At 60.3% G+C, this 19,575-nt stretch carries 22 protein-coding genes, 1 tRNA gene, 1 other RNA gene and 1 riboswitch; of the genes, 13 read left to right on the forward strand and 11 right to left on the reverse strand.

Annotated features, from left to right (window positions below):
- Positions 1-16 precede the first annotated feature (16 nt).
- From MB824_RS01950 to MB824_RS01980, 7 genes are all read left to right on the forward strand, one after another.
- Positions 17-430 carry a hypothetical protein gene (locus MB824_RS01950; protein WP_238745444.1) on the forward strand — a complete coding sequence of 138 codons (414 nt, stop codon included), beginning with the start codon at positions 17-19 and terminating at the stop codon, positions 428-430.
- A gap of 166 nt (positions 431-596) precedes the next feature.
- On the forward strand, positions 597-1,328 hold the full coding sequence (menA, locus tag MB824_RS01955; RefSeq protein WP_238745447.1) for a 1,4-dihydroxy-2-naphthoate octaprenyltransferase: 732 nt from the start codon (positions 597-599) through the stop codon (positions 1,326-1,328).
- On the forward strand, positions 1,289-1,483 hold the full coding sequence (locus tag MB824_RS01960) for a hypothetical protein (protein WP_238745450.1): 195 nt from the start codon (positions 1,289-1,291) through the stop codon (positions 1,481-1,483). Before menA ends, MB824_RS01960 begins: the two co-directional genes overlap by 40 nt.
- Before the next feature lie 31 nt (positions 1,484-1,514).
- Positions 1,515-1,694 carry a hypothetical protein gene (locus MB824_RS01965; RefSeq protein WP_238745453.1) on the forward strand — a complete coding sequence of 60 codons (180 nt, stop codon included), beginning with the start codon at positions 1,515-1,517 and terminating at the stop codon, positions 1,692-1,694.
- 102 nt (positions 1,695-1,796) lie between these two features.
- Positions 1,797-2,117: a hypothetical protein gene (locus MB824_RS01970; RefSeq protein ID WP_238745455.1), complete on the forward strand. Its 321-nt coding sequence runs from the start codon at positions 1,797-1,799 to the stop codon at positions 2,115-2,117.
- A gap of 400 nt (positions 2,118-2,517) precedes the next feature.
- Entirely contained in the window at positions 2,518-3,390 is an 873-nt protein-coding gene (locus tag MB824_RS01975; RefSeq protein WP_238745458.1) for a YeiH family protein, read from the forward strand.
- A 180-nt stretch (positions 3,391-3,570) separates the two neighbouring features.
- Complete coding sequence (locus MB824_RS01980; protein WP_238745460.1) at positions 3,571-3,930, forward strand: hypothetical protein; 360 nt, start codon at positions 3,571-3,573, stop codon at positions 3,928-3,930.
- Between the two features lie 302 nt (positions 3,931-4,232).
- Here the strand turns inward: MB824_RS01980 and argS are convergent, their stop codons facing one another.
- Both argS and MB824_RS01990 read right to left on the reverse strand, forming a co-directional pair.
- Positions 4,233-5,942, reverse strand: a complete 1,710-nt coding sequence (gene argS, locus MB824_RS01985; protein WP_238745462.1) for an arginine--tRNA ligase — start codon at positions 5,940-5,942, stop codon at positions 4,233-4,235.
- Positions 5,943-6,002: 60 nt separating this feature from the next.
- A complete protein-coding gene (locus MB824_RS01990) occupies positions 6,003-7,409 on the reverse strand; it encodes a leucyl aminopeptidase (RefSeq protein ID WP_238745463.1) in 1,407 nt (468 codons plus the stop codon).
- Between the two features lie 289 nt (positions 7,410-7,698).
- On the opposite strand from MB824_RS01990, the gene MB824_RS01995 reads away from it, so the two are divergent.
- On the forward strand, positions 7,699-8,664 hold the full coding sequence (locus MB824_RS01995) for a siderophore ABC transporter substrate-binding protein (RefSeq protein ID WP_238745466.1): 966 nt from the start codon (positions 7,699-7,701) through the stop codon (positions 8,662-8,664).
- Between the two features lie 119 nt (positions 8,665-8,783).
- On the opposite strand, the gene MB824_RS02000 is transcribed toward MB824_RS01995, so the two are convergent.
- From MB824_RS02000 to ssrA, 6 genes are all read right to left on the reverse strand, one after another.
- Positions 8,784-8,859: transfer RNA gene (locus MB824_RS02000), tRNA-Asn, on the reverse strand.
- Between the two features lie 159 nt (positions 8,860-9,018).
- Positions 9,019-9,582: a YceI family protein gene (locus tag MB824_RS02005; protein ID WP_238745470.1), complete on the reverse strand. Its 564-nt coding sequence runs from the start codon at positions 9,580-9,582 to the stop codon at positions 9,019-9,021.
- Between the two features lie 133 nt (positions 9,583-9,715).
- Entirely contained in the window at positions 9,716-10,420 is a 705-nt protein-coding gene (locus tag MB824_RS02010) for a 7-cyano-7-deazaguanine/7-aminomethyl-7-deazaguanine transporter (protein WP_238745472.1), read from the reverse strand.
- Positions 10,421-10,480: 60 nt separating this feature from the next.
- Complete coding sequence (gene queF, locus MB824_RS02015) at positions 10,481-10,951, reverse strand: preQ(1) synthase (protein ID WP_238745475.1); 471 nt, start codon at positions 10,949-10,951, stop codon at positions 10,481-10,483.
- A 2-nt stretch (positions 10,952-10,953) separates the two neighbouring features.
- A riboswitch (PreQ1 riboswitch) is annotated at positions 10,954-10,999 on the reverse strand.
- Between the two features lie 109 nt (positions 11,000-11,108).
- Positions 11,109-12,695: an inorganic phosphate transporter gene (locus MB824_RS02020; protein ID WP_238745477.1), complete on the reverse strand. Its 1,587-nt coding sequence runs from the start codon at positions 12,693-12,695 to the stop codon at positions 11,109-11,111.
- A gap of 159 nt (positions 12,696-12,854) precedes the next feature.
- Positions 12,855-13,217: a transfer-messenger RNA gene (gene ssrA / locus MB824_RS02025) on the reverse strand.
- Between the two features lie 103 nt (positions 13,218-13,320).
- On the opposite strand from ssrA, the gene MB824_RS02030 reads away from it, so the two are divergent.
- The 4 genes from MB824_RS02030 (at position 13,321) to MB824_RS02045 (ending at position 15,829) form a co-directional block, all read left to right on the forward strand.
- Positions 13,321-13,824, forward strand: coding sequence for a DUF1841 family protein (locus tag MB824_RS02030; RefSeq protein WP_238745586.1), 504 nt, complete (start codon positions 13,321-13,323; stop codon positions 13,822-13,824).
- Positions 13,825-13,845: 21 nt separating this feature from the next.
- Positions 13,846-14,838, forward strand: coding sequence for a DNA polymerase III subunit delta' (gene holB, locus MB824_RS02035; protein WP_238745480.1), 993 nt, complete (start codon positions 13,846-13,848; stop codon positions 14,836-14,838).
- A gap of 77 nt (positions 14,839-14,915) precedes the next feature.
- Positions 14,916-15,299 (forward strand): PilZ domain-containing protein, encoded by a 384-nt coding sequence (locus tag MB824_RS02040; RefSeq protein ID WP_238745482.1) that lies wholly within the window; start codon positions 14,916-14,918, stop codon positions 15,297-15,299.
- A 41-nt stretch (positions 15,300-15,340) separates the two neighbouring features.
- A complete protein-coding gene (locus tag MB824_RS02045; protein ID WP_238745484.1) occupies positions 15,341-15,829 on the forward strand; it encodes a TfoX/Sxy family protein in 489 nt (162 codons plus the stop codon).
- A gap of 192 nt (positions 15,830-16,021) precedes the next feature.
- On the opposite strand, the gene MB824_RS02050 is transcribed toward MB824_RS02045, so the two are convergent.
- On the reverse strand, positions 16,022-17,131 hold the full coding sequence (locus MB824_RS02050) for an acyl-CoA dehydrogenase family protein (RefSeq protein ID WP_238745487.1): 1,110 nt from the start codon (positions 17,129-17,131) through the stop codon (positions 16,022-16,024).
- A gap of 65 nt (positions 17,132-17,196) precedes the next feature.
- A complete protein-coding gene (locus MB824_RS02055; RefSeq protein WP_238745489.1) occupies positions 17,197-17,745 on the reverse strand; it encodes a carboxymuconolactone decarboxylase family protein in 549 nt (182 codons plus the stop codon).
- 304 nt (positions 17,746-18,049) lie between these two features.
- On the opposite strand from MB824_RS02055, the gene MB824_RS02060 reads away from it, so the two are divergent.
- On the forward strand, positions 18,050-18,631 hold the full coding sequence (locus MB824_RS02060; RefSeq protein WP_238745492.1) for a superoxide dismutase: 582 nt from the start codon (positions 18,050-18,052) through the stop codon (positions 18,629-18,631).
- Positions 18,632-18,780: 149 nt separating this feature from the next.
- Here the strand turns inward: MB824_RS02060 and MB824_RS02065 are convergent, their stop codons facing one another.
- Entirely contained in the window at positions 18,781-19,554 is a 774-nt protein-coding gene (locus MB824_RS02065) for a formylglycine-generating enzyme family protein (RefSeq protein WP_238745496.1), read from the reverse strand.
- Positions 19,555-19,575: the final 21 nt, after the last annotated feature.

Below are 19,575 nucleotides of genomic sequence, written 5' to 3' on the forward strand. Positions count from 1 at the left end.
GCGGCCGCAGGTCGCAATGTCCCGCACCGCCGGTTTGAAAAGCGCGCAGTATAGCGGTTTTGGCGGTGGCGGCGTATGGGATTTGGAAAACGGCGGCAGCCTGAAAACCAAAAGGCAGCCTGAAAACTCCGCCAAGCCCACTGGTAACGTCATTAGCTGCGCAAGTCCGCTACGCTACCCCCGCGCAGGCGAGAATCTTAGTGGCATCCCAGCAGCGGGTTGTTTTTTCAACCATTACCGCCTGCGCGGGGATAGCGTAGCGGACTGCGCAGCCAATAACGGTACTTTTGCAACGGCATTTCTTCTTTTCAGGCTGCTTTGGCATTTGCCCGTTTGTTTTATCCCGCCCAAACAGCCGCCGTTTCGCGGCAGACGCGGACGGCGGCAGGTACAAACGCCTGCTTCCCAATCACAACCGGCTGCCGCGTAATTCCCTGCCCCGCGCTGGAGCGCCGTTTGTAGGTCGGGCATCAATGCCCGACAAGTTCCGTTCACAAAACGTCGGGCATCAATGCCCGACCTACTGCCGGAAACCAAAAGGCAGCCTGAAAAACCTATAATCCGCCTTTCCCGCTTTCAGGCTGCTTTTCCCGCTGATGAAACAGTTCTTCCAACTGATACGCCCCCGCACCTTGCCGCTGGCGGTGTCGGTAACGCTCTGCGGCACCGCGCTGGCCGCCCGCCACGGCGCGCTGCGTGCCGATGTGTTTGCGCTGGCGCTGGCCACCACCCTGCTGCTGCAGATCCTGTCCAATCTCGCCAACGACTACGGCGACGGCCAGCGCGGCACCGACCGTCTGCGCGCGCCCGACGCCCCGCCGCGCCTGTCCGCCGGCGGCGGCATCAGCCCGCAGCGCCTAAAACGCATGATGGCCGCCACCGCCACAGCCACCGTGGTTTGCGGGCTGGCGCTGCTGTTTGCTGCCCTACCCGGCCGCTTTGCGCGGCTGGTTTTCGCCGCTCTCGGCGTTTTGGCGCTTGCCGCCGCACTCGGCTACACCCTCGGCCGCCGCGCCTACGGTTATCACGCTTTGGGAGAAGCCGCCGTTTGGCTCACCTTTGGTTTGCTCGGCATCGGCGGCCACTTTTACCTGCAAGCACAGGTGTGGGATGCCGCTGTGCTGCTGCCCGCCTGCGGCAGCGGCCTGCTCGCCGCCGCCGTGCTGCACATCAACAATATCCGCGACATCCACAGCGACCGCGCCGCCGGCAAACGCACGCTGGCCAACCTGCTGGGCTTTGCCGCTGCCAAACAGCTGCACACCGCGCTGACCGCCGGCGGACTGCTGTGCTACGCCGCCTACGGCCTGCTCCACCCCCCGCCCTAGTCGCCTTTATCTGCCTGCCCGCCGCTCTGCCCCATCTTGCCCGCGTCCGCCGTGCTGCCGACTGCGCCGCCGCCGGCCGCGAACTCATCCCCGCCGTGCGCCTGCACACCCTCGCCAACCTCGGCCTGTCCGCGGGCTTGCTGTGGACGGCGTAACCCGCCGCAGGCAGCCTGAAAGCCATCAGCCATGACCAAACTCCACCTGCCTCACTGGCACCGCCCCGAAGACCTAAGCCCCATCCTGCTCGGCCTGCCCGAAAACAGGCGCAACCGCGCCCCATACCTGCTGGCGCAGCAGTTTGACTACGACCGCAACCCCCACCAACCCGCCGCCCCCATCCTGCTTGCCGCCCTGCGCCTGCTTTAGGGTCTGTTTGCATTTGGTGTTACGGCGGCTTTTTCGCCAGAAAGCAGCATCTGCTGCGTTGCAAATCCTCGCCAGGTGTTCAACCTTGCTGCGGTTTGCGCCTTGCATCTGCCGCTTTCTGACGCAAAATCCGCTTCGCAAACCAAATACAAACAGCCCCTAAGCTATCCGCATTTTCAGGCGCTGGAAAACATCAAAGAATGGCTGGCCGAAACGCTGTACAGCGACGCGGCGCACTGGATTGCCCTGCAAAACGACATCCTGCAGCTGGCAGACGCGCTCCACCCCGAAACCTGCCGCACCTACGGCGACTTCGGCGGCATGAACCACAGCGCCCAAACCCTGCAGCCTTTCGTCGAAAAACTCTTCGCCCGCCGCACCCGCCGCCCTAGGCATCGCCCGCGACTACCTGTATTGGAATGACGAGCTGTGCCGACTGCGCCCCGATTGGCAGCAATGGCTTAACCAACAAACCGCTCAAAGCCACGCCCGATAGGCAGCCTGAAACGCATCGGGCTGCCGTTTCCCTCCTCCGCTCGCGGGGGAGAGCTAGGGTGGGGGCGGTGACCGCTGCGAAAACTTTGACGGTACGACAGCGACAACCAAAGCAGTTCTGCGAACTGCCACCCCCACCCCGACCCTCCCCCGCGCTTAGGGCGCAGGGGAGGGAGTTGGGCGCGCAGCTGTCCTACGCAAACACAAAAAGCAGCCTGAAAGTCCATCAGCATTTGCGTAGCGCCCGATTGTTTGCGCCGATACACGGTGCTGCCGCCTACCGCTAGCCGTATAATTAAGGCATAACAAAAACACCCAAGAGAACACTATGCTGCCCCTTTCCCGTTTGTGGCAACTGATTCCGCCGACGCTGGCGGCGGTGCTGTGCATGTATCTGGCCGCGCTGCCGCCGCTGGCGCAAAACGGCATCAGCCCGCTGACGCTGGCGATTGTGCTGGGCATGGCGCTGGGCAACAGCGTGGCGGCGCCGCATCTGCCGCGCATTGCCGAAGGCATTGCGTTTAGCAAGGGGCGGCTGCTGCGTCTGGGGATTGTGCTTTACGGTTTCAAAATCACTTGGGCGCAGCTGGCCTTTGCCGGCTGGCCGGCGCTGTTTGCCGATGTGGGCGTGGTCTGCGGCACCTTTGCGCTGGCGCTGTGGCTGGGGCGGCGGCTGGGGATGGAGCGCGACACGGCGGCGCTGGTGGGCGCAGGCAGCGCAATTTGCGGCGCGGCGGCGGTGCTGGCGGCGCAGCCGGTACTCAAAGCCAAAGAAGCCGATGTCGGCGTGGCGGTGGCGACGGTGGTGGTGTTCGGCACGCTGGCGATGTTTGTTTATCCGCTGCTGGCGGCGCTGCTGCTGCCGTCGGTGGCAGACGCCGACGCCTGCTTCGGCTGGGGCATCTACACCGGCGCCAGCGTGCACGAAGTGGCGCAGGTGGCCGATGTGGCGGTGATTACCAAAATGATCCGCGTGCTGCTGCTGGCGCCGTTTCTGCTGGCGCTGCCGTGGCTGATGCGCCGTTTCGGCGGCGGCGCGCCAGCGGCACAAAAAGGGGCGCCGGCGCTGCCGTGGTTTGCGCTCGGCTTTCTCGGCGCGGTAGCCGCCAACAGCCCGCTGCTGCTGGCAGGCATGCTGGCGCTGTGGCTACTGCTGGGCGGCGGCACGCTATCGTATCTGGCGCTGCGGCTGTTTGCTTGAACAGGCAGCCTGAAAGGCTTTGCCCCATTCCTTGAAGCAAGTTGCATAGGTCGGATTCTCGAATCCGACAGCCGGCCGCAAGGGCGGCATTTGGGCGGGAACGGGAAATGTCGGATACAAGTATCCGACCTACGCGGCCGTATTTAAAGCGTTGGCACAAATATCTGTTGCGAGATAAAAATGGGCAAAAACATTTTCTTCAGCGTGGGACATCCGAATCAGGATTACGGCATTCTCGGAGAATACATTAACAGCAGCGCTTGGGAATGCATCGGGGAACTGCTGGATTGGGCGTTGCTGGCCAAACATCCCAAACTTCATGAAATGATTAAAGAAGAATCTTACTTACTGGGGTTTTATTCCTTTACCGAACTGGATAAAGAGCAATTTAATGTGGTTGTCTGGGAAGTTAGGGCACTGGTTGCCAACTTGGAACATCCCAGTGATTTGGAAAAAAACTGCATATCCGCTTGGAATGAATACGTTGAGCCTTTTTTAGCGGCTGATTCCCGCTACGAAGCGGAACCGCCGTTTGGATAAACACACCGGCTGCTGCATAGCGGTTTTAACGGCACAAAGGCAGCACGTAGGTCGGATTCTCGAATCCGACGGCCGGCCGTAAGGGCGGCATTCAGGCGGAACGAGAAATGTCGGATACAAGTATCCAACCTACGCGGTAGGGTGCCACACCGCGCACCCAAAGCAGCCTGAAAAACGGGAATTCCGTTTTTCAGGCTGCTTTGGGTTTGGCCAAAACCGTTTGCGCGTCCGATACCGGCAGGCCGATAAAAGGCGCCGCGGCCTGTAAATGCGGCGGCGCCGTTTTCAGGCTGCCTGCTGCTTTACATCACGTCCAAAACTTCGATGCCCAAGAGTTCCAAGCCCTGCTTCAGCACCCGGCCGGCGAGCTCGGCCAGGCGCAGGCGGCTGTTGCGCCGGGGGGCGTCGGCTTTGAGTATCGGGCAGGCTTCGTAGAAGCGGGAAAACAGGGTGGCGGTTTGGTAGAGATAGGCGGCCAGATGGTGCGGCTGGGCGCTGTCGGCGGCGGCTTCGAGTACGTCGCCAAAGCGCAGCAGCTCGAAGGCAAGCTGTTTTTCGGCGGCTTCTTCCAGCACGATATGGGCATCGTGCTGCCAATCGCCTGCTTTGCGCAGCAGGCTTTGCACGCGGGTATAGGCGTATTGCAGGTAGGGGGCGGTATTGCCTTCAAACGAGAGCATGGCGTCCCAGTCGAAAACGTAGTCGCTGTTGCGGTTTTTGCTCAAGTCGGCGTATTTGACGGCGCCGATACCGACGGCGCGGCCGACTGCAGCGGCATCGGCTTCGGGGTTTTTCTGTTTGACCAGCGCGGCGGCGCGTTCGACGGCTTCATCGAGCAGATCGACCAGTTTCACGGTGTCGCCGGAGCGGGTTTTGAAGGGGCGACCGTCTTTGCCCATCATGGTGCCGAAGGCGATGTGCTCGGCGCGGACGTTTTCAGGCAGCCAGCCGGCGCGGCGGGCAACGGTAAACAGCTGCTCGAAATGCAGGCTCTGGCGTTTGTCCACCACATACAGCAGGCGCTCGGCGCCGAGCGTGCCGACGCGGTAGCGGATGCAGGCGAGATCGGTGCTGGAATAGAGAAAGCCGCCGCCCTGTTTTTGCACGATAAAGGCGGCCGGCTCGCCTTCTTTGTTTTTGAATTCTTCGAGAAAGACGACTTTGGCGCCGTCGTCGTCCACCGCCAGTTTTTGCGCGGACAATTCGTCCACCACCGGCTGCAAATCGGGGTTGTAGAACGATTCGCCGCGCACGTCTTCAGGCTGCAGCAGCAGGCCAAGCGTTTGGTAAACCGCCTGCGCGTGGCCGAGCGAAATCTCGACAAACTGTTTCCACAGCGCCAACACGTTTGCATCGCCGCCCTGCAGCTTAACGACATAATCGCGGGCGGTATCGGCAAAGGCGGCGTCTTCGTCAAAACGCACTTTGGCGGCGCGGTAAAACTGCTCCAAATCGGAAAGTTCAAACGCGGCATTGTCTTTTTGCTGCTCGACCAGATAGGCCACCAGCATGCCGAACTGGGTGCCCCAGTCGCCCACGTGGTTTTGGCGGATCACGCGGTGGCCGAGAAAGCCGAGCAATCGGGCGATGCTGTCGCCGATAATGCTCGAGCGCAGATGGCCGACGTGCATTTCTTTGGCAAGATTGGGCGACGAATAGTCAATCACCACGGTTTGCGGTGCGTCGGTTTGATCGACGCCGCAGCGCTCGCCGTTGAGCGCGGCTTCGACCTGCTGCGCAAGAAATCCGGCATTCAGGCGCAGATTGATAAAGCCGGGGCCGGCCACTTCGGCGCTGTCGATTTTCAGGCTGCCTGAGAGCGCATCGGCCACCTTTTGCGCCAGCTCGCGCGGGTTTTGCTTCAGCGCTTTGGCGGCGCCCATCACGCCGTTGATTTGGAAATCGCCGAACTCGGGGCTTTTGGCCGGCTGCAAAACAATCGGGCTGCCGCCGATGCCGGCCTGCTTAAAGGCGGCTTCGACTTCTGCGGCAACGGTTTGGTGTAATTTCATGGTATCGCTTTCCGAAGTTCAGGCAGCCTGAAAAGACTGCCTGCGGGGTCAAAACGGTTTTCAGGCTGCCGCGCGCTCGCGCAGAAACTGCATCAGCAGCGGCACGGGGCGGCCGGTGGCGCCTTTTTCCTTGCCGGATTTCCACGCGGTGCCGGCGATGTCCAGATGCGCCCAGTGGTAGTTTTGGGCGAAATGCGCCAGGAAGGTGGCGGCGGTAATGGTGCCGGCGGGGCGGCCGCCGATGTTTTGCAGGTCGGCAAAATTGGATTTGAGCTGTTCTTTGTATTCGGCAAACAGCGGCAGCTGCCAAACTTTGTCGTTGCAGTTTTTGGCGGCGGCGGCCAGGCTGTCGGCCAGCGGCTGGTGGTTGGCCATCAAGCCGCTGGCGATGTGGCCGAGCGCGATGATGCAGGCGCCGGTGAGGGTGGCAACATCAATCACAGCGGCGGGCTGGAACTGCTCGCTGTAAGTGAGCGCGTCGCACAGCACCAAGCGGCCTTCGGCATCGGTATTGAGGTTTTCGACGGTGGTGCCGTTCATAGTGGCAACGATGTCGCCGGGCTTGCACGAGCCGCCGTCGGGCATGTTTTCGCAGGTGGCGACCACCGCGCGCAGGTTAATCGGCAGCCGCGCTTTGGCGGCGGCAACGAAAGTGCCGATTACGCTGGCGGCGCCGCACATATCGTATTTCATCTCGTCCATGCCTTCGCCGGGTTTGAGCGAGATGCCGCCGCTGTCGAAGGTTAAGCCTTTGCCCACCAGCACCACCGGTGCTTCTTCGGCATTTGCCGCGCCCTGCCAGCTCAGTTCCAAGAGTTTTGGCTCCTGCACGCTGCCTTTGGCCACCGACCAAAACGACGGCATGTTTTCGCGGATGTAGTCGCCACCGAGAATTTTTGCCGAAGCGCCAAACTGCTCGGCTTCGGTCTTACCGCGCTCGGCCAGATAAGTGGGCGTGCAGACGTTGGGCGGCATATTGCCGAGGTCTTTGCACAGGTTGATACCGTACAGCAGCGCGTCGGCTTCGCCCAAAGCAGCCTGAAGCGCGGCGGTGTCGGCGTGGACAAACTCGGCTTCAGCAAGCGCGGCGGGCTGTTTTTCGGCTTTGAAATGGTCGAAACGGTAAACCGCTTCGCCCAGCGCCAGCAGCAGCGCGGCGGCGGCGCGGGCGGCGGCGGCGGCATCCAGCGCGCCCAAGTCGATGCTCAGCGCGTCCTGTTTCTGCGCCCAGGCGGCGGCTTCTTTGGCGCCTTTTTGCAGGGTTTCGATATTGTCGTCGGCCAAGCGCAGCAGCGCGGCGGCTTTCAGGCTGCCTGAAAGCGCGATTTGGGCAGCGGCAAAACTGGTTTTGTCGTCGAGTTTCGCCGCCAGCAGCGCGGCGGTTTCACCGGCGGCGAGGCGTGCCGGGGTGCAGACGGACAGTTGTGCCGCATCGGCGCGGCTGTGGCTGGCAACGGTAAATCGCATTGTTCTTCTCCGGATAAAAGGCGCGTCGGCGCAAAAGGCGTGCATTTTATAGCGGATGATTCGATTATTCCATACGCGGCGCAGGCAGCCTGAAAAGCGCCGGGCAAAGGTGCGGTTTCAGGCTGCCGGCAAAGGGCGCCCGGCAGCGAAAGGTTTTCATTTCCGAGTACGGCGTGGTATGGTTACGCCCTTTTAAACCCGTGCCGCCGCGTTGCCGCTTCGTGCCAAGCCCGTTTGGCGCTTTCAGGCAGCCTGAAAGCCGCGCCGGCCGTTTTTCGGAGTAAGCCACATGAAAAAATCCCTAACCGCCCTGCTGTGCGCCGCCGCCCTGGCCGCCTGCGGCCAACAACAGCCGGCCGACAATGCCGCTTCCGGCACTACCACCGCCGCATCGCTGCCGGCAGCGGCCGCCGGCATGGTCAATATCGACACCAACCGCGGCCCCGCCCAAGTGCCGCTCAAACCCGAGCGGGTGGCGGTTTACGACTGGGGCGTGCTCGACACCCTGGGCGAATTGGGCGTGGAAGTCGGCGCCAGCACCGAAGAAACCAGCATCGAATACCTGCGCGACACGGTGGCCAAAGCCAAGCACGTCGGCACGTTGTTTGAGCCGAACTACGAAGCGCTCAACGAATACCAGCCGCAGCTGATTATCACCGGCGCCCGCACCGCCAAAGCCTTCGACCAGCTCAGCCAGATCGCGCCCACCATCGAAATGACGGTGGACAACACCGATGCCGTTGCCAGTGCCAAACAGCGCATCGCCGCGCTGGGCACGGTTTTCGGCAAGGAAGCCGAAGCCAAAGCACTGGAAGAGAAGCTCGACAAGGCCTTCGCCGATGCCAAAGCCGCCGCGCAGGGCAAGGGCAAAGCGCTGGTCATCCAAGTGAGCGGCGGCAAACTCTCGGCCTACGGCGCCAACTCGCGGCTGGGCGGCTGGCTGCATAAAGACATCGGCGTCGAGCCGGTCGATACCGCCATCAAAGAAGGCAGCCACGGCCAGCCGGTTTCGTTTGAATACATCAAAGAGAAAAATCCCGACTGGCTGTTTGTGCTCGACCGCACTTCCGCCATCGGCGAGAAAGGCGAAGCCGCCAAAGACGTGCTTAACAACCCGCTGGTGGCCGAAACCACCGCGTGGAAAAAAGGCCAGGTGGTTTACATCCAGCCTGCCGCCTACCTTTCCGCCGGCGGTGCCCGCCAGCTGATCAACAGCGCCAAACAGGCGCAGGAAGCGTTTGAAAAAGCAAAATAAGCCGCCACGCAAAAGCAGCCTGAAAACCGCATATCCGGTTTTCAGGCTGCTTTTTTGGGTTTTACGCACGCCATCAGAGCAAGAAAAAAACCACCTGAACGTATCAGGTGGTTTGAATCTGGCTCCCCGACCTGGGCTCGAACCAGGGACCTGCGGATTAACAGTCCGTCGCTCTACCGACTGAGCTATCGGGGAAAGAAGACGGCATTATAGCGTGGGAAACTTTTTCGTCAAGCGGCGCGCGGCAAGAAAATCAAACGCCTTTGAATGGACAAGGTTTATTTTTGCCGTGCGGATGCAAAAGGCAGCCTGAAAGGCAAAAAGCGCGTTTCAGGCTGCCTGAAAAGGCCGGATTTACTGCTTAAAGGCTTCGATTTGGATTTGGATGCCGACGGTTTTGGTCATGCCGGCATCAACCAGATAGTTCACGCCCCATTTGCTGCGATCGAGCGTGGCGGAAAAATCGCCGCCGCAGGTTTCGACTTTTTTCATCGGGTTTTGGTAGCAGTTGAATTTGTTGGCTTTAAGGGTAACGGGCTGGGTTTTGCCGTTCATGGTCAGGCGGCCGGAGACGGCGCTGACTTTTTTGCCAACGAAATGGAATTTATCCGAAACAAAGCGGATGTTCGGATGTTTTTCGGCGTTGAAAATATCGGCCGACAGCAGGTGTTTGGTGAAATGCTCGGAGCCGGTTTGCAGCTTGTTCAGCGGAATGGTGATGTCGATGGAACCGCTGCGTTTGGCAGCATCGAATTTCACCGTGCCTTCAAGCTGGTAAAAACCGCCGACATTGGTGCTGGTGCCGAAGTGGTCGATGGCAAAACGGGCGTTGGCGTGGTGCGGGTCGATTTGGTAATCGGCGGCGGTGGCGGCCGCAGCGGTGGCGGCAAGCAGCGCGCACAAAATCGTTTTTTTCATGGTGTTTTCCTTAAGCTCGGTTGTAGAAAAGGCGGAAAGCCGTTGCAGGCAGCCTGAAAGCCGCGAATGAAAACGGTTCCGCGCACAGGATAACACAAACTGCGCGCGAAACCGCATCTGCCACCAATGGCGCCTATTCGCCGGCCGCGCATACCGGCGCCGGCAGTTCTTCTTCGTGGCGGAAGGCAGTCAGACGGCGGCTCAGGATATTGAGCAGCACGCCGTAGGCCGGCACAAACAACAGCGTGCAGATGCTGAGTTTGAACAGATAATCGACAAAAGCGATGTGCGGCCAATGCTCCGCCATAAAGGCATTGGCGCCGCCGTGAAAGGCGATGGCGAAAAACAGCAGCGTGTCCACCGCATTGCCGGCAAAAGTGGACACGGTGGGCGCCACCCACCACGATTTGAGCCGGCGCAGGCGGTTGAAGACGAAAATATCCAAAAGCTGGCCGACGGCATAGGCGGAAAAACTGGCCAGCGCAATGCGGAACACTACGCTGTCAAACACCGCCAGCCCCTGCCAGCCCGCCCACGCGCCGTCGGCAAACAGCACCGACAGCACATAAGAAAGCACCAGCGCCGGCAGCATCACCCAAAAAATAATCCGCCGCGCCAGACGCTGGCCGAAAATGCGCACCGTTAAATCGGTGGCGAGAAAGATAAACGGGAAACTCAGCGCCCCCCAAGTCGAGTGCACGACAAAACCGTTGGGCAGCGTGAAGTCAAACGGAAACTGCACCAGATAGTTGCTGGCGGCAATCACGATGATGTGAAACAGCACCAGCCACCCCAACGCGCGGCGCTGCTGGATGGCGGTAAAAACATAATGGCTCATAAAACGGGAAACTTTCGCAAAAGGGTTTTCAGGCAGCCTGAAAAACGAAACGGCACGGATTTACTGCATATCGTGGGCAAACAGCCGCTCGCGCGCCAAATCGGCAAAGGGCGTGCCCGGGCGGCCGTAGTTGGCAAACGGATGGATGGCGATGCCGCCGCGCGGGGTAAATTCGCCGAACACTTCAATGTATTTGGGCTGCATCAGCGCGATCAGGTCTTTCATAATCACATTGACGCAGTCTTCGTGAAAATCGCCGTGGTTGCGGAAGCTGAAAAGATAGAGTTTGAGCGACTTGCTTTCCACCATTTTCACATCGGGAATGTAGCGGATCACGATGGTGGCAAAGTCGGGCTGGCCGGTAATCGGGCACAGACTGGTGAATTCGGGGCAGACGAATTTGACGAAATAATCGTTGCCCGGATGTTTGTTGTCGAAGGCTTCGAGCACTTCGGGCGCGTAGTCGGCGCGGTACTCGGTTTTCTGGTTTCCGAGCAGCGTGATGCCGTCGAGCTCTTGGGGATTTCTCATGGATTATCCTAGTTTTGTTAACGCGGGAGGTTTGCGAACCGCGGATGGAAAAACTTTCAGGCTGCCTGATTTCAGGCAGCCTGAAAAACGAAAGGGGCGGATTGTAAACGCTTTTTAAGCAGCCTGAAAAGCCGTCGGTGCACCGGCTTGCCCGTGCCTAAAATATGCTGCGCAGGGCGAAAAAGCTGATTACTGCCAGCAGCGCGGCGGCCGGCAGGGTAACCACCCAGGCCAGGGCGATGGGTTTCATCATTTTCCAGTTGGCATTACGGTTGACCAAACCGATGCCGAGCACGGCACCGACCAGAATATGGGTGCTGGATACCGGCAGGCCGAACACGGAAGCGGCCATCACCACCGAGGCGGCGGCCAGCTCGGCGGCGAAACCGGAAGACGGGTGCAGCTCGGCCAGCCCTTTGCCGACGGTTTGGATCACTTCCTTGCCGATAAACCACAGGCCGACAATCAGGGCGACGCCGAAAGTGAGCATGGCCTCGGGCGGCACGGCGGCGTCACTGCCGATACTGCCGGTGCGCAGCACGTCCATAATCGCGGCAAAGGGGCCGATGGCGTTGGCGATGTCGTTGGCGCCGTGGCTGAACGCAAAACCGGAGGCGGTAAACACCTGCATCCACGAAAACATCAGGAAAGTGGATTTGCTGATGTCTTTGCGCTTGAGGGTTTTGGCGTAAATAAAGGTGCCCACCCAGATGGCGGCGCCGATCATCATAATAATCAGGGTATTGGTCAGCGTGCTGACGCCGAGCTTGAGATTGCTCAGCCCTTTGAAAATCAGCATCGACGAAATCACCATGCCGCCGATGGCGGAAATGGCCGGCACCCACGAATACATGGCCTTGTAGGCGTCGATGCTGTTTTTGCGGCTGTCGATGGCATACAGGCCGCGGTAGTAGGCGGATTCGAGTTCGGCGGGATCGAAGTCGTTTTCGCCGTAGATTTGCGCATCGCGCGCCATTGCGGAAGTAATTTCGATTTTTTCCTGCTCGTCCATCGCTTCAAAGCGGTGCTTGTGGCTTTCCTTATAAGCCTTTTTCTCGGCCTTGATCGCTTTGAGCTGCTCTTCGATGGAAGCGTTGTAGTCAAGCACGTATTTTTTTACCAGCGAAAACAGCAGATAGGCCACCGCCCCGCCCAAGAGCGGCGAGAGCACCCACGAGGCGGCAATGGTGCCGATTTTGTCCCACTGCACCATCGCCCACGGGCTGCTGCCGGGCGCCGCCAGCAGAAAACCCAGGCACAGCGAGCTGCCGACGATGCCGCCGACTATCGCATGGGTGGTGGAAACCGGCAGCCCTTTTTTGGTGGCGAACAGCAGCCACAGCGCCGCCGCCAGCAGCGCCGACATCATAATGAACACCAAATCCAAAGGGCGCAGCGGCAGCGATTCGAGATTGACGATACCGCTGCGGATGGTATGGGTCACTTCGCCGCCGGCAATCACCGCGCCGCTCACTTCAAACACCGCGGCGATAATCAGCGCCTGCGGCACGGTCAGCGTGCCGGCGCCCACCGACGTGCCGAAAGAATTGGCCACATCGTTGCCGCCGATATTAAAGGCCATAAACACGCCGAAAGCGGTGGCCAGCAGAAACAGCGGCACATGGTTGTGGTTGGTGTAGCCCAGCCCCCAGAAAACAAAATAGCCGACCATGCCGCACAACAGCACGGCAAAAGCGGCATTGGTTTTGTACATCGCCGGGGCGGCGGGTTTGGTTTGGGACATCGTCTATCCTCGTCGGTGCAAAATCGGCGCAAGTATAACCCAATCCGGCTGCGGAAATACCGCCCGCGCCGCCGTTTTCAGGCTGCCTGACGGCATTTTCAGGCAGCCTGAAAACGGCAGACGGAAAAAACCGGCCTCAATGGCCGGTTTGCCTGGTTCTGGTGGAGGCGGCGGGAATCGAACCCGCGTCCGAAAGTCCTCTACAAAGCGTTCTACATACTTAGTTGTGTCTATTTGGAAATCTTATTTCTATCGCGCCGACCAACAGGCTTTCAAGAAACCAGTTACCTTAAATCTCGCTCCCCGCCAAGTAACCCGACGGAAAGCCAGTCAATGTGAAATGACGTTGCGGTAGCTTTCGCTACACAGCCCATTGACCAGCTGCTGCAACGGCAGGCCTTAGGCGGCCAGTGCGTAAGTTTCGTCGTTTGCGACTATTTGAGTTCAGTGTTTAACGGGCTTCTGAGACCCCGGTATGCCCGCATCTGCTTCGCAACCCCCGTCGAAACCAAGATCGCCCCCAGATAGGAAAGGCGGATTATACGCACATCGAAGCAGCCTGAAAAGCGGCGGCATCTTGATTTCGCGTATAATCGCGCCACCCAAACCACCGGATTCCGCCACCATGTACGACGTCAATACCCACGACGTGCGCCGCTTTTTCGCCCATGTCTGGCAGCAGCGCCTGAACCCGCTCGCGCTGGACGGCCTGCAGCAGAAAGCACTGCGTATTCTGGAAGCCCATCCCGAATACGGCCGCTATCTCGACAATATCGAAGACTATCTCGACAAAAACTGGCTGCCGGAAGACGGCGAAACCAACCCCTTTTTGCATCTGTCGCTGCATTTGTCGCTGCAAGAGCAGGCGGCCATCGACCAGCCGCCCGGCATCCGCGCCATCCATGAAGAGCTGTGCCGCAAAAACGGCGGCGACTGGGTAGCCGCCGAACACGCGATGATGGACGCGCTAGCCGAAACCCTGTGGGAAGCGCAGCGCTACGGCAAGGGGCTGGACGTCAACGCCTATATGACCCGCCTGCGCCGCCTGATCGGTTTGGGACAGGAAGACGAGAGGCGCATCAATCCGCACGAAGTTGCGCCGTCCGACCAAATTAGCGCGCGCGACTAACCCTTTCAGGCAGCCTGAAACATGATTTATCCCTGGCACCGCAACGCATGGCGGCAGCTTGCCGAACACTGGCAGCAGCAGCCCAACGCCTGGCTGCTCGCCGGCCGCGAAAACACCGGCAAAACCGAATTTGCCCGCAGCCTGGCACAAGCCTTGCTGTGTGAAAAACCGCAGGCCGACCACAGCGCCTGCGGGCATTGCCCGTCCTGCCATTTGTTCGAGCAAGACAGCCATCCCGACTTCTACCTGCTCGAGCCCGACCAAACCGAGGGCGAGAGCGGCGCCCGCCGTCTGCAGCAGATTAAAATCGACGCCGTGCGCGCCATTTTGGAGCCGCTCACCCACAGCTCGCTGCGCGGCAACCGGCGGGTGGTGATGATCGCCCCCGCCGAAAGCATGAATCTTCAGGCCGCCAACGCGCTGTTGAAAATGCTGGAAGAACCGCCCGAAGCGGTGGTTTTCTTATTGGTCAGCCACCAGCGCGACCGCCTGCTGCCCACCATCCGCAGCCGCTGCCGCCAGCTTGCCCTGCCGCTGCCCGCGCACGAACAGGCGCTGGCTTTTCTGCGCGAACGGCGCGGCGGCGGCGAAGAAGCGGCCGAGGCCGAACTGGCCTTTCACGGCGGCGCGCCGCTGTTTGACGAACCGGAAGACTGGGCGCCGCTGCGCCGGCAGCTGCTCGATTTTCTCGCCGCCCCGCGCCTGCTGGCCGCGCTTGACTACGCCGCCGAGTTCGACCGCCACAAACAGCCGCTGGCCCTGCTTTTGGAATGGCTGCACAAATGGCTGGCCGACATGGCGCTTGCCCAGCACCGCCTGCCGCCGCTCTACTACCCCGCCCGCGCCGACGCGCTCTCAGCGGCCGCCGCCAAAGCCGCGCCGGATGCGCTGTTCGGCTTTGCCGACCGTCTCAACCGCCTGCTGCCCTACGGCCGCCACAGCCTGAACGTGCGGCTGCAAACCGAAGCCCTGCTCAGCGAATATTTGATGCTGTTTCAACGCAAAAAACGCTGAATTTCGCCTTTCAGGCTGCCTGAAACCCACCCGCCGCGGCCGCCGCGCCGCCTTTTACCAACCGATTAAGGACAAACATGAGTTCCGTTGCCTCCCACGCCGCCCAATCTGCCCAATCCGCCCCCGGCCGCATGCTCAACCTGCGCCTGGAGAGCAAACCGATTATCTACGCCAGCTATATGTCGTTTCTCGAATACGGCGGCGTTTTCCTGCCCACCACCGACACTTTCGAGATGCACGAAGAAGTGCTGCTGGTTTTGGAGCTGGTCGGCAACAAAACCGACAAACTGTTCGTTAAAACCAAAGTCTGCTGGATCAACGCCCACCCCAGCCCCGGCGGCCGCCCGCGCGGCATCGGCCTGGCGTTTACCGACGACGAACAGAGCATCAAAGCCAAAGTCCTGTTTGAAAACATCCTCACCGGCCTGCTGCACAACGAGCGCCCCACCTACACTCTCTGACCGATAGGCCGCCCGCCCCGCAGGCAGCCTGAAAGACGCTTATGCCCGCCTACGATTCCCAACTTGCCGACCGCGTCCGCCAGCTTCTCTCTGCCGAAACCGGCGTGGAAGAGCAGGATATGTTCGGCGCCCTGCTCTTCCGTATGCGCGGCAAAATGCTGCTGGCGGTGGGCGGTGCCGGCATGATGTGCCGGCTGGATGCCGACCGCTACCGCGAAGCCTTATCCCAGCCCGCCTGCCGGCCGGTGGTGAGCAACGGCACGGTGTACGAAGGTTATGTCAATGTCGCCGCCTCTGCGCTGGCCGACGAAACCGCCCTGCAGCACTGGGTCGGGCAAAGCCTGCACACCGCAGCTGCCGAGCAGGAAGCCGATACGCAGACGCCGGCAAACGACGACAGCGCGGACGACCAGCCGGAAAACGGCGGCAGCCAAACCGCCAATGTCCAAACCGACACACAGGAAAATCCGGCAGCACAAGTCGAATCCGAAAAAACTGAATCCGCCCAATCGGAAAACCCCGCCGGCTAACTTTCAGGCTGCCTTGCACCGTTCAACAGGCAGCCTGAAAGCATTTACCGTCCCGCCCGTACCATAGACGGGATGGGTTTTGTGCCGGCGGCGCCATGCCCAAAGCAATCCTGTCCCAAAACCAAAAAAGCAGCCTGAAAACCGCACTACACGGTTTTCAGGCTGCTTTTTCGTTTGCCAGTTGGGGGCGGACTAAATCGAATACTCCCCGCCAAACTCCAAATCCGAAATCTCCTTGCGCAGGTGTTTGAGCGCGGGGGTAACAATGGCGACGAACATCGCTTCGCGCACGCGGCGCTGTACCGGGCTTTTCATCAGATAGCCTTTGGCGCCGCTGTGCAGCGCGGCCGATTGGGCGGCGTCCAGGCACAGTTCGGCGGCGGCGGCGCGGGTTTGCAGGGTTTCCAGCAGGCCGGCGCTGCCTGCCCAGGCTTCGTCGGCCAGGCGCACGGTTTTGGCCAGCAGGGTGTCGTAGCGCTCTTGCAATTCGTCGATGCCGTTGTCGAGATAGAAATTGACTTCGCCGCTGCCGACGTTGGCCAGCTCGATTTCTTTCAGGCAGCCGTCGATGATGCCGGCGCCGATGCCGATTTGCAGCAGGATGAAACCGGCTTTGATGCTGCGGATGTAGTCGGCAAAAGCGGCGGGCTCGGCCAGCACGTCTTCATGCGGCACGAAGACTTTATCGAAACGCAGCGCCAGCGTGCGGGTGCCTTCGAGCGCGCAGAATTCGGGGCAGGGATTGAGCGTTACCCCTTCGCGGCCGGCGCCGGTGATAAACATCACGTAGCCGTCGCCGATTTGCGCGGTATTCGCCCAAATGTGGCTGTCGCCGAGATTGGACACCCACGGCAACACGCCGCTGACCAGATAGCCGCCGTCGGTTTTTTCGGCTTTGAGAAAATGCTCTTCGATGCCGACCAGGTGTTTGACGGTATTGGACATGCCGGTGCCGGCCAGCACTTTTGCCGACAGCACGTCGGCCAGATAGCGCTCCCGAACCGCCGCGTTGGCGCTTTGGTGCAGATACCAGCCGCAGGCGGCCTGACACCAGGCGGAAAAGGCGGTGGCGCCGCATTCTTTGCCGATTTCGCGCAGCACGCCGATTTGCGCGGCCAAACCCAGTCCGCTGCCGCCTTCTTCGGGACTGCCGACGGCGGCAAACCCGCCCGCCGCGCCGACTTTGCGCAGGAAGTCTTCGGGATACAGCCCTTTGCGGTCGATGTCTTCCACCAGCGGTTTCAAATCGGTTTTCACCAGTTTGGCAATGTTGTGCAACAGGGTTTCTGCGGATTGGGACATGGGGTTTCCTTTGCGGTGCGGCTTTCAGGCTGCCTATTGGGATTAAAAGGCAGCCTGAAAACCGGTTAGGCGTAGGCCTGCAGTTCGGGGTTAATTTCGGTCTGCGCCAGATTGTTGGTGTAGTTGCACAGGGTGGCCAGCGCCACGCCCATCACCACTTCCACCGCCTGCTGCTGGTTGTAGCCGGCATTCAGAAAGGCTTGCAGCTCGGCATCGGAAACCGCACCTTTTTTCGCCATCACCGCCTGGGTGAAATCGGAGAGCGCGGCCAGTTTGGCATCGTCGAAAGCGGCGGAATCGACGGCGCGGGATGCTTTAATCGCTTGCTCGGACAGCAGTTTTTTCAAGGTTGCCAGCTTGGTGTGTCCGGCCACGCAGAAGCCGCATTCGTTGGTGCGGGCGGCGATAATCTGCACCACTTCCACTTCGCCCGCGGTCAGGCTGTTGGCGCCGTTGAGCTTGCCGACTTCCTGGTAAAACGCCAGCGCTTCGGGCGCATTGGCCAGCACGCCGATCAGGTTGGGGATAAAACCGTTGGCATTCAGCGCGGCTTCTACGCGCGCTTTGGCGCCTTCGGGAGCGGTTTCGACGGTATGGACGGTCAGGCGTGCCATGATGTGTTCCTTTCGGGGGTGTGTTGGAATCGGATGCTGCGCGCGGCGGCATCGGGAGCGCGGAATTCTATAAATGCGGCTGCGGCGGGGGAAAGATTTTGTGCTTCTGAATAATAGAACGGCGGATTATATTTGCGCCAAAACGGCAAAAAATCAGCGGCCAAGCGCTTTCAGGCTGCCTGAAAGCAGCGCCGGGTGGCCGCCGCTTCCTATCTGCCGCAGCGAAAAACGGGTAAAATGGCGCCCGCAGCCTAGTCTGCACACTACCAAAAGCAAATAAAACATCCATCATTAGGAGCACAATATGGAACACAAACTGCCGCAGCTGCCCTACGGCCTCGACGCGCTTGCGCCGCATCTGACCCGCGAAACTTTGGAGTTTCACTACGGCAAGCACCACCAAACCTATATCACCAATCTGAACACCCAGATTAAAGGCACCGAGTTTGAAGGCTTGCCTTTGGAAGACATCGTGAAAAAATCTTCCGGCGGCATCTTCAACAACGCCGCGCAAACTTGGAACCACACTTTCTACTGGCTGGGCTTCACGCCCGCCGGCAAAGGCCGCCCCACCGGCGAGCTGGCCGCCGCCATCGACGCCAAATGGGGCAGCTTCGAAGCCTTCCAAGAAGCCTTCGCCGCCTGCGCCGCCGGCACTTTCGGCTCGGGCTGGGCATGGCTGGTGAAAACGCCGGCCGGCGATTTGGACTTGGTTTCCACTTCCAACGCCGCCACCCCGCTGACCACCGACAACATCCCGCTTTTGACCTGCGACGTGTGGGAGCACGCCTACTACATCGACTACCGCAACAGCCGTCCCAACTATCTCAAAGGCTTCTGGGAAATCGTTAACTGGGACGAAGTCGCCCGCCGCTTCGCCGCCTAAGGCAAAAGCGCCATACCCAAAGACAAAGCTGCCTGAAACCGTTTGCCGGTTCAGGCAGCTTTTTTTGTTTGGGCAGACGCCGAATGGTTTTCAGGCTGCCTTTGCGGATAAGGCAGCCTGAAAACCATCAACCGTACGCTGTGGCAGCTTTACTGCGATGCCGCGCAACGGAAGCCGAGATTGCGCAAAACGTAGTTCGGCTTCAGGCTCAAGCGGATGCCGAAGCGCAGGAAGGCGGCATAATTGGTGGGATCGGTGCTGTTGGCGCTCCCGCCGCCGCAGAACATGTCTTTGGTATCGCCGCTACCGCCGTTGAGCAGGCTGCTGTTGAAGTCTTCCGTCCATTCCCAAATCATGCCGTGCATATCGTGCACGCCCCAGTAGTTCGGCCGGCCTTTGCCGACTTCGCCCAGCGGCCGTTTGCCGCCGTCGGCATACCATTCGAGAATCGTGCGTTTGTATTCGGCATCTTCGGTGCCGTTTTTCTTCAGCGCCGAAGCCATGCCGGCATATTCCCATTCGTCGATGGTTGGCAGCCGTTTGCCCTGCTCGGTGCAGTAGGCATTGGCGGCAAACCAGGAAACGTGGGTAACGGGTTTGTTCAAATCGCTGCTTTTGGGCGCGTAGCCGCTGCCGTTTTTCACCCAATGGCGCAGATATTTGTCGGTTTCGGCGTGGCGTTTGCGCACTTTGCCGCGCTGCCACTCGGGATGGCGTTTGACGAACTCGGCAAACTGGCGGTTGGTAACGGCGGTTTTGTCGAGCAAAAAGGCTTTGACCGGAATCAACGGCGTGTCTTTTTTCAAATACAGCGGCCGGTAGCTGTCGCCGGGGATTTTGGCCATATTGGCGGTATCGGCGGCGCCGGCTGCGGCGGACACGGCCAGCGCGGCAATAAGCGGGATAAGGGTCGGGTATTTCATGGTTTTTCCTTTCAGGCTGCC

The sequence above is a fragment of the Kingella pumchi genome (assembly GCF_022288825.1).
GTDB classification, from domain to species: Bacteria; Pseudomonadota; Gammaproteobacteria; order Burkholderiales; family Neisseriaceae; genus Kingella_D; species Kingella_D pumchi.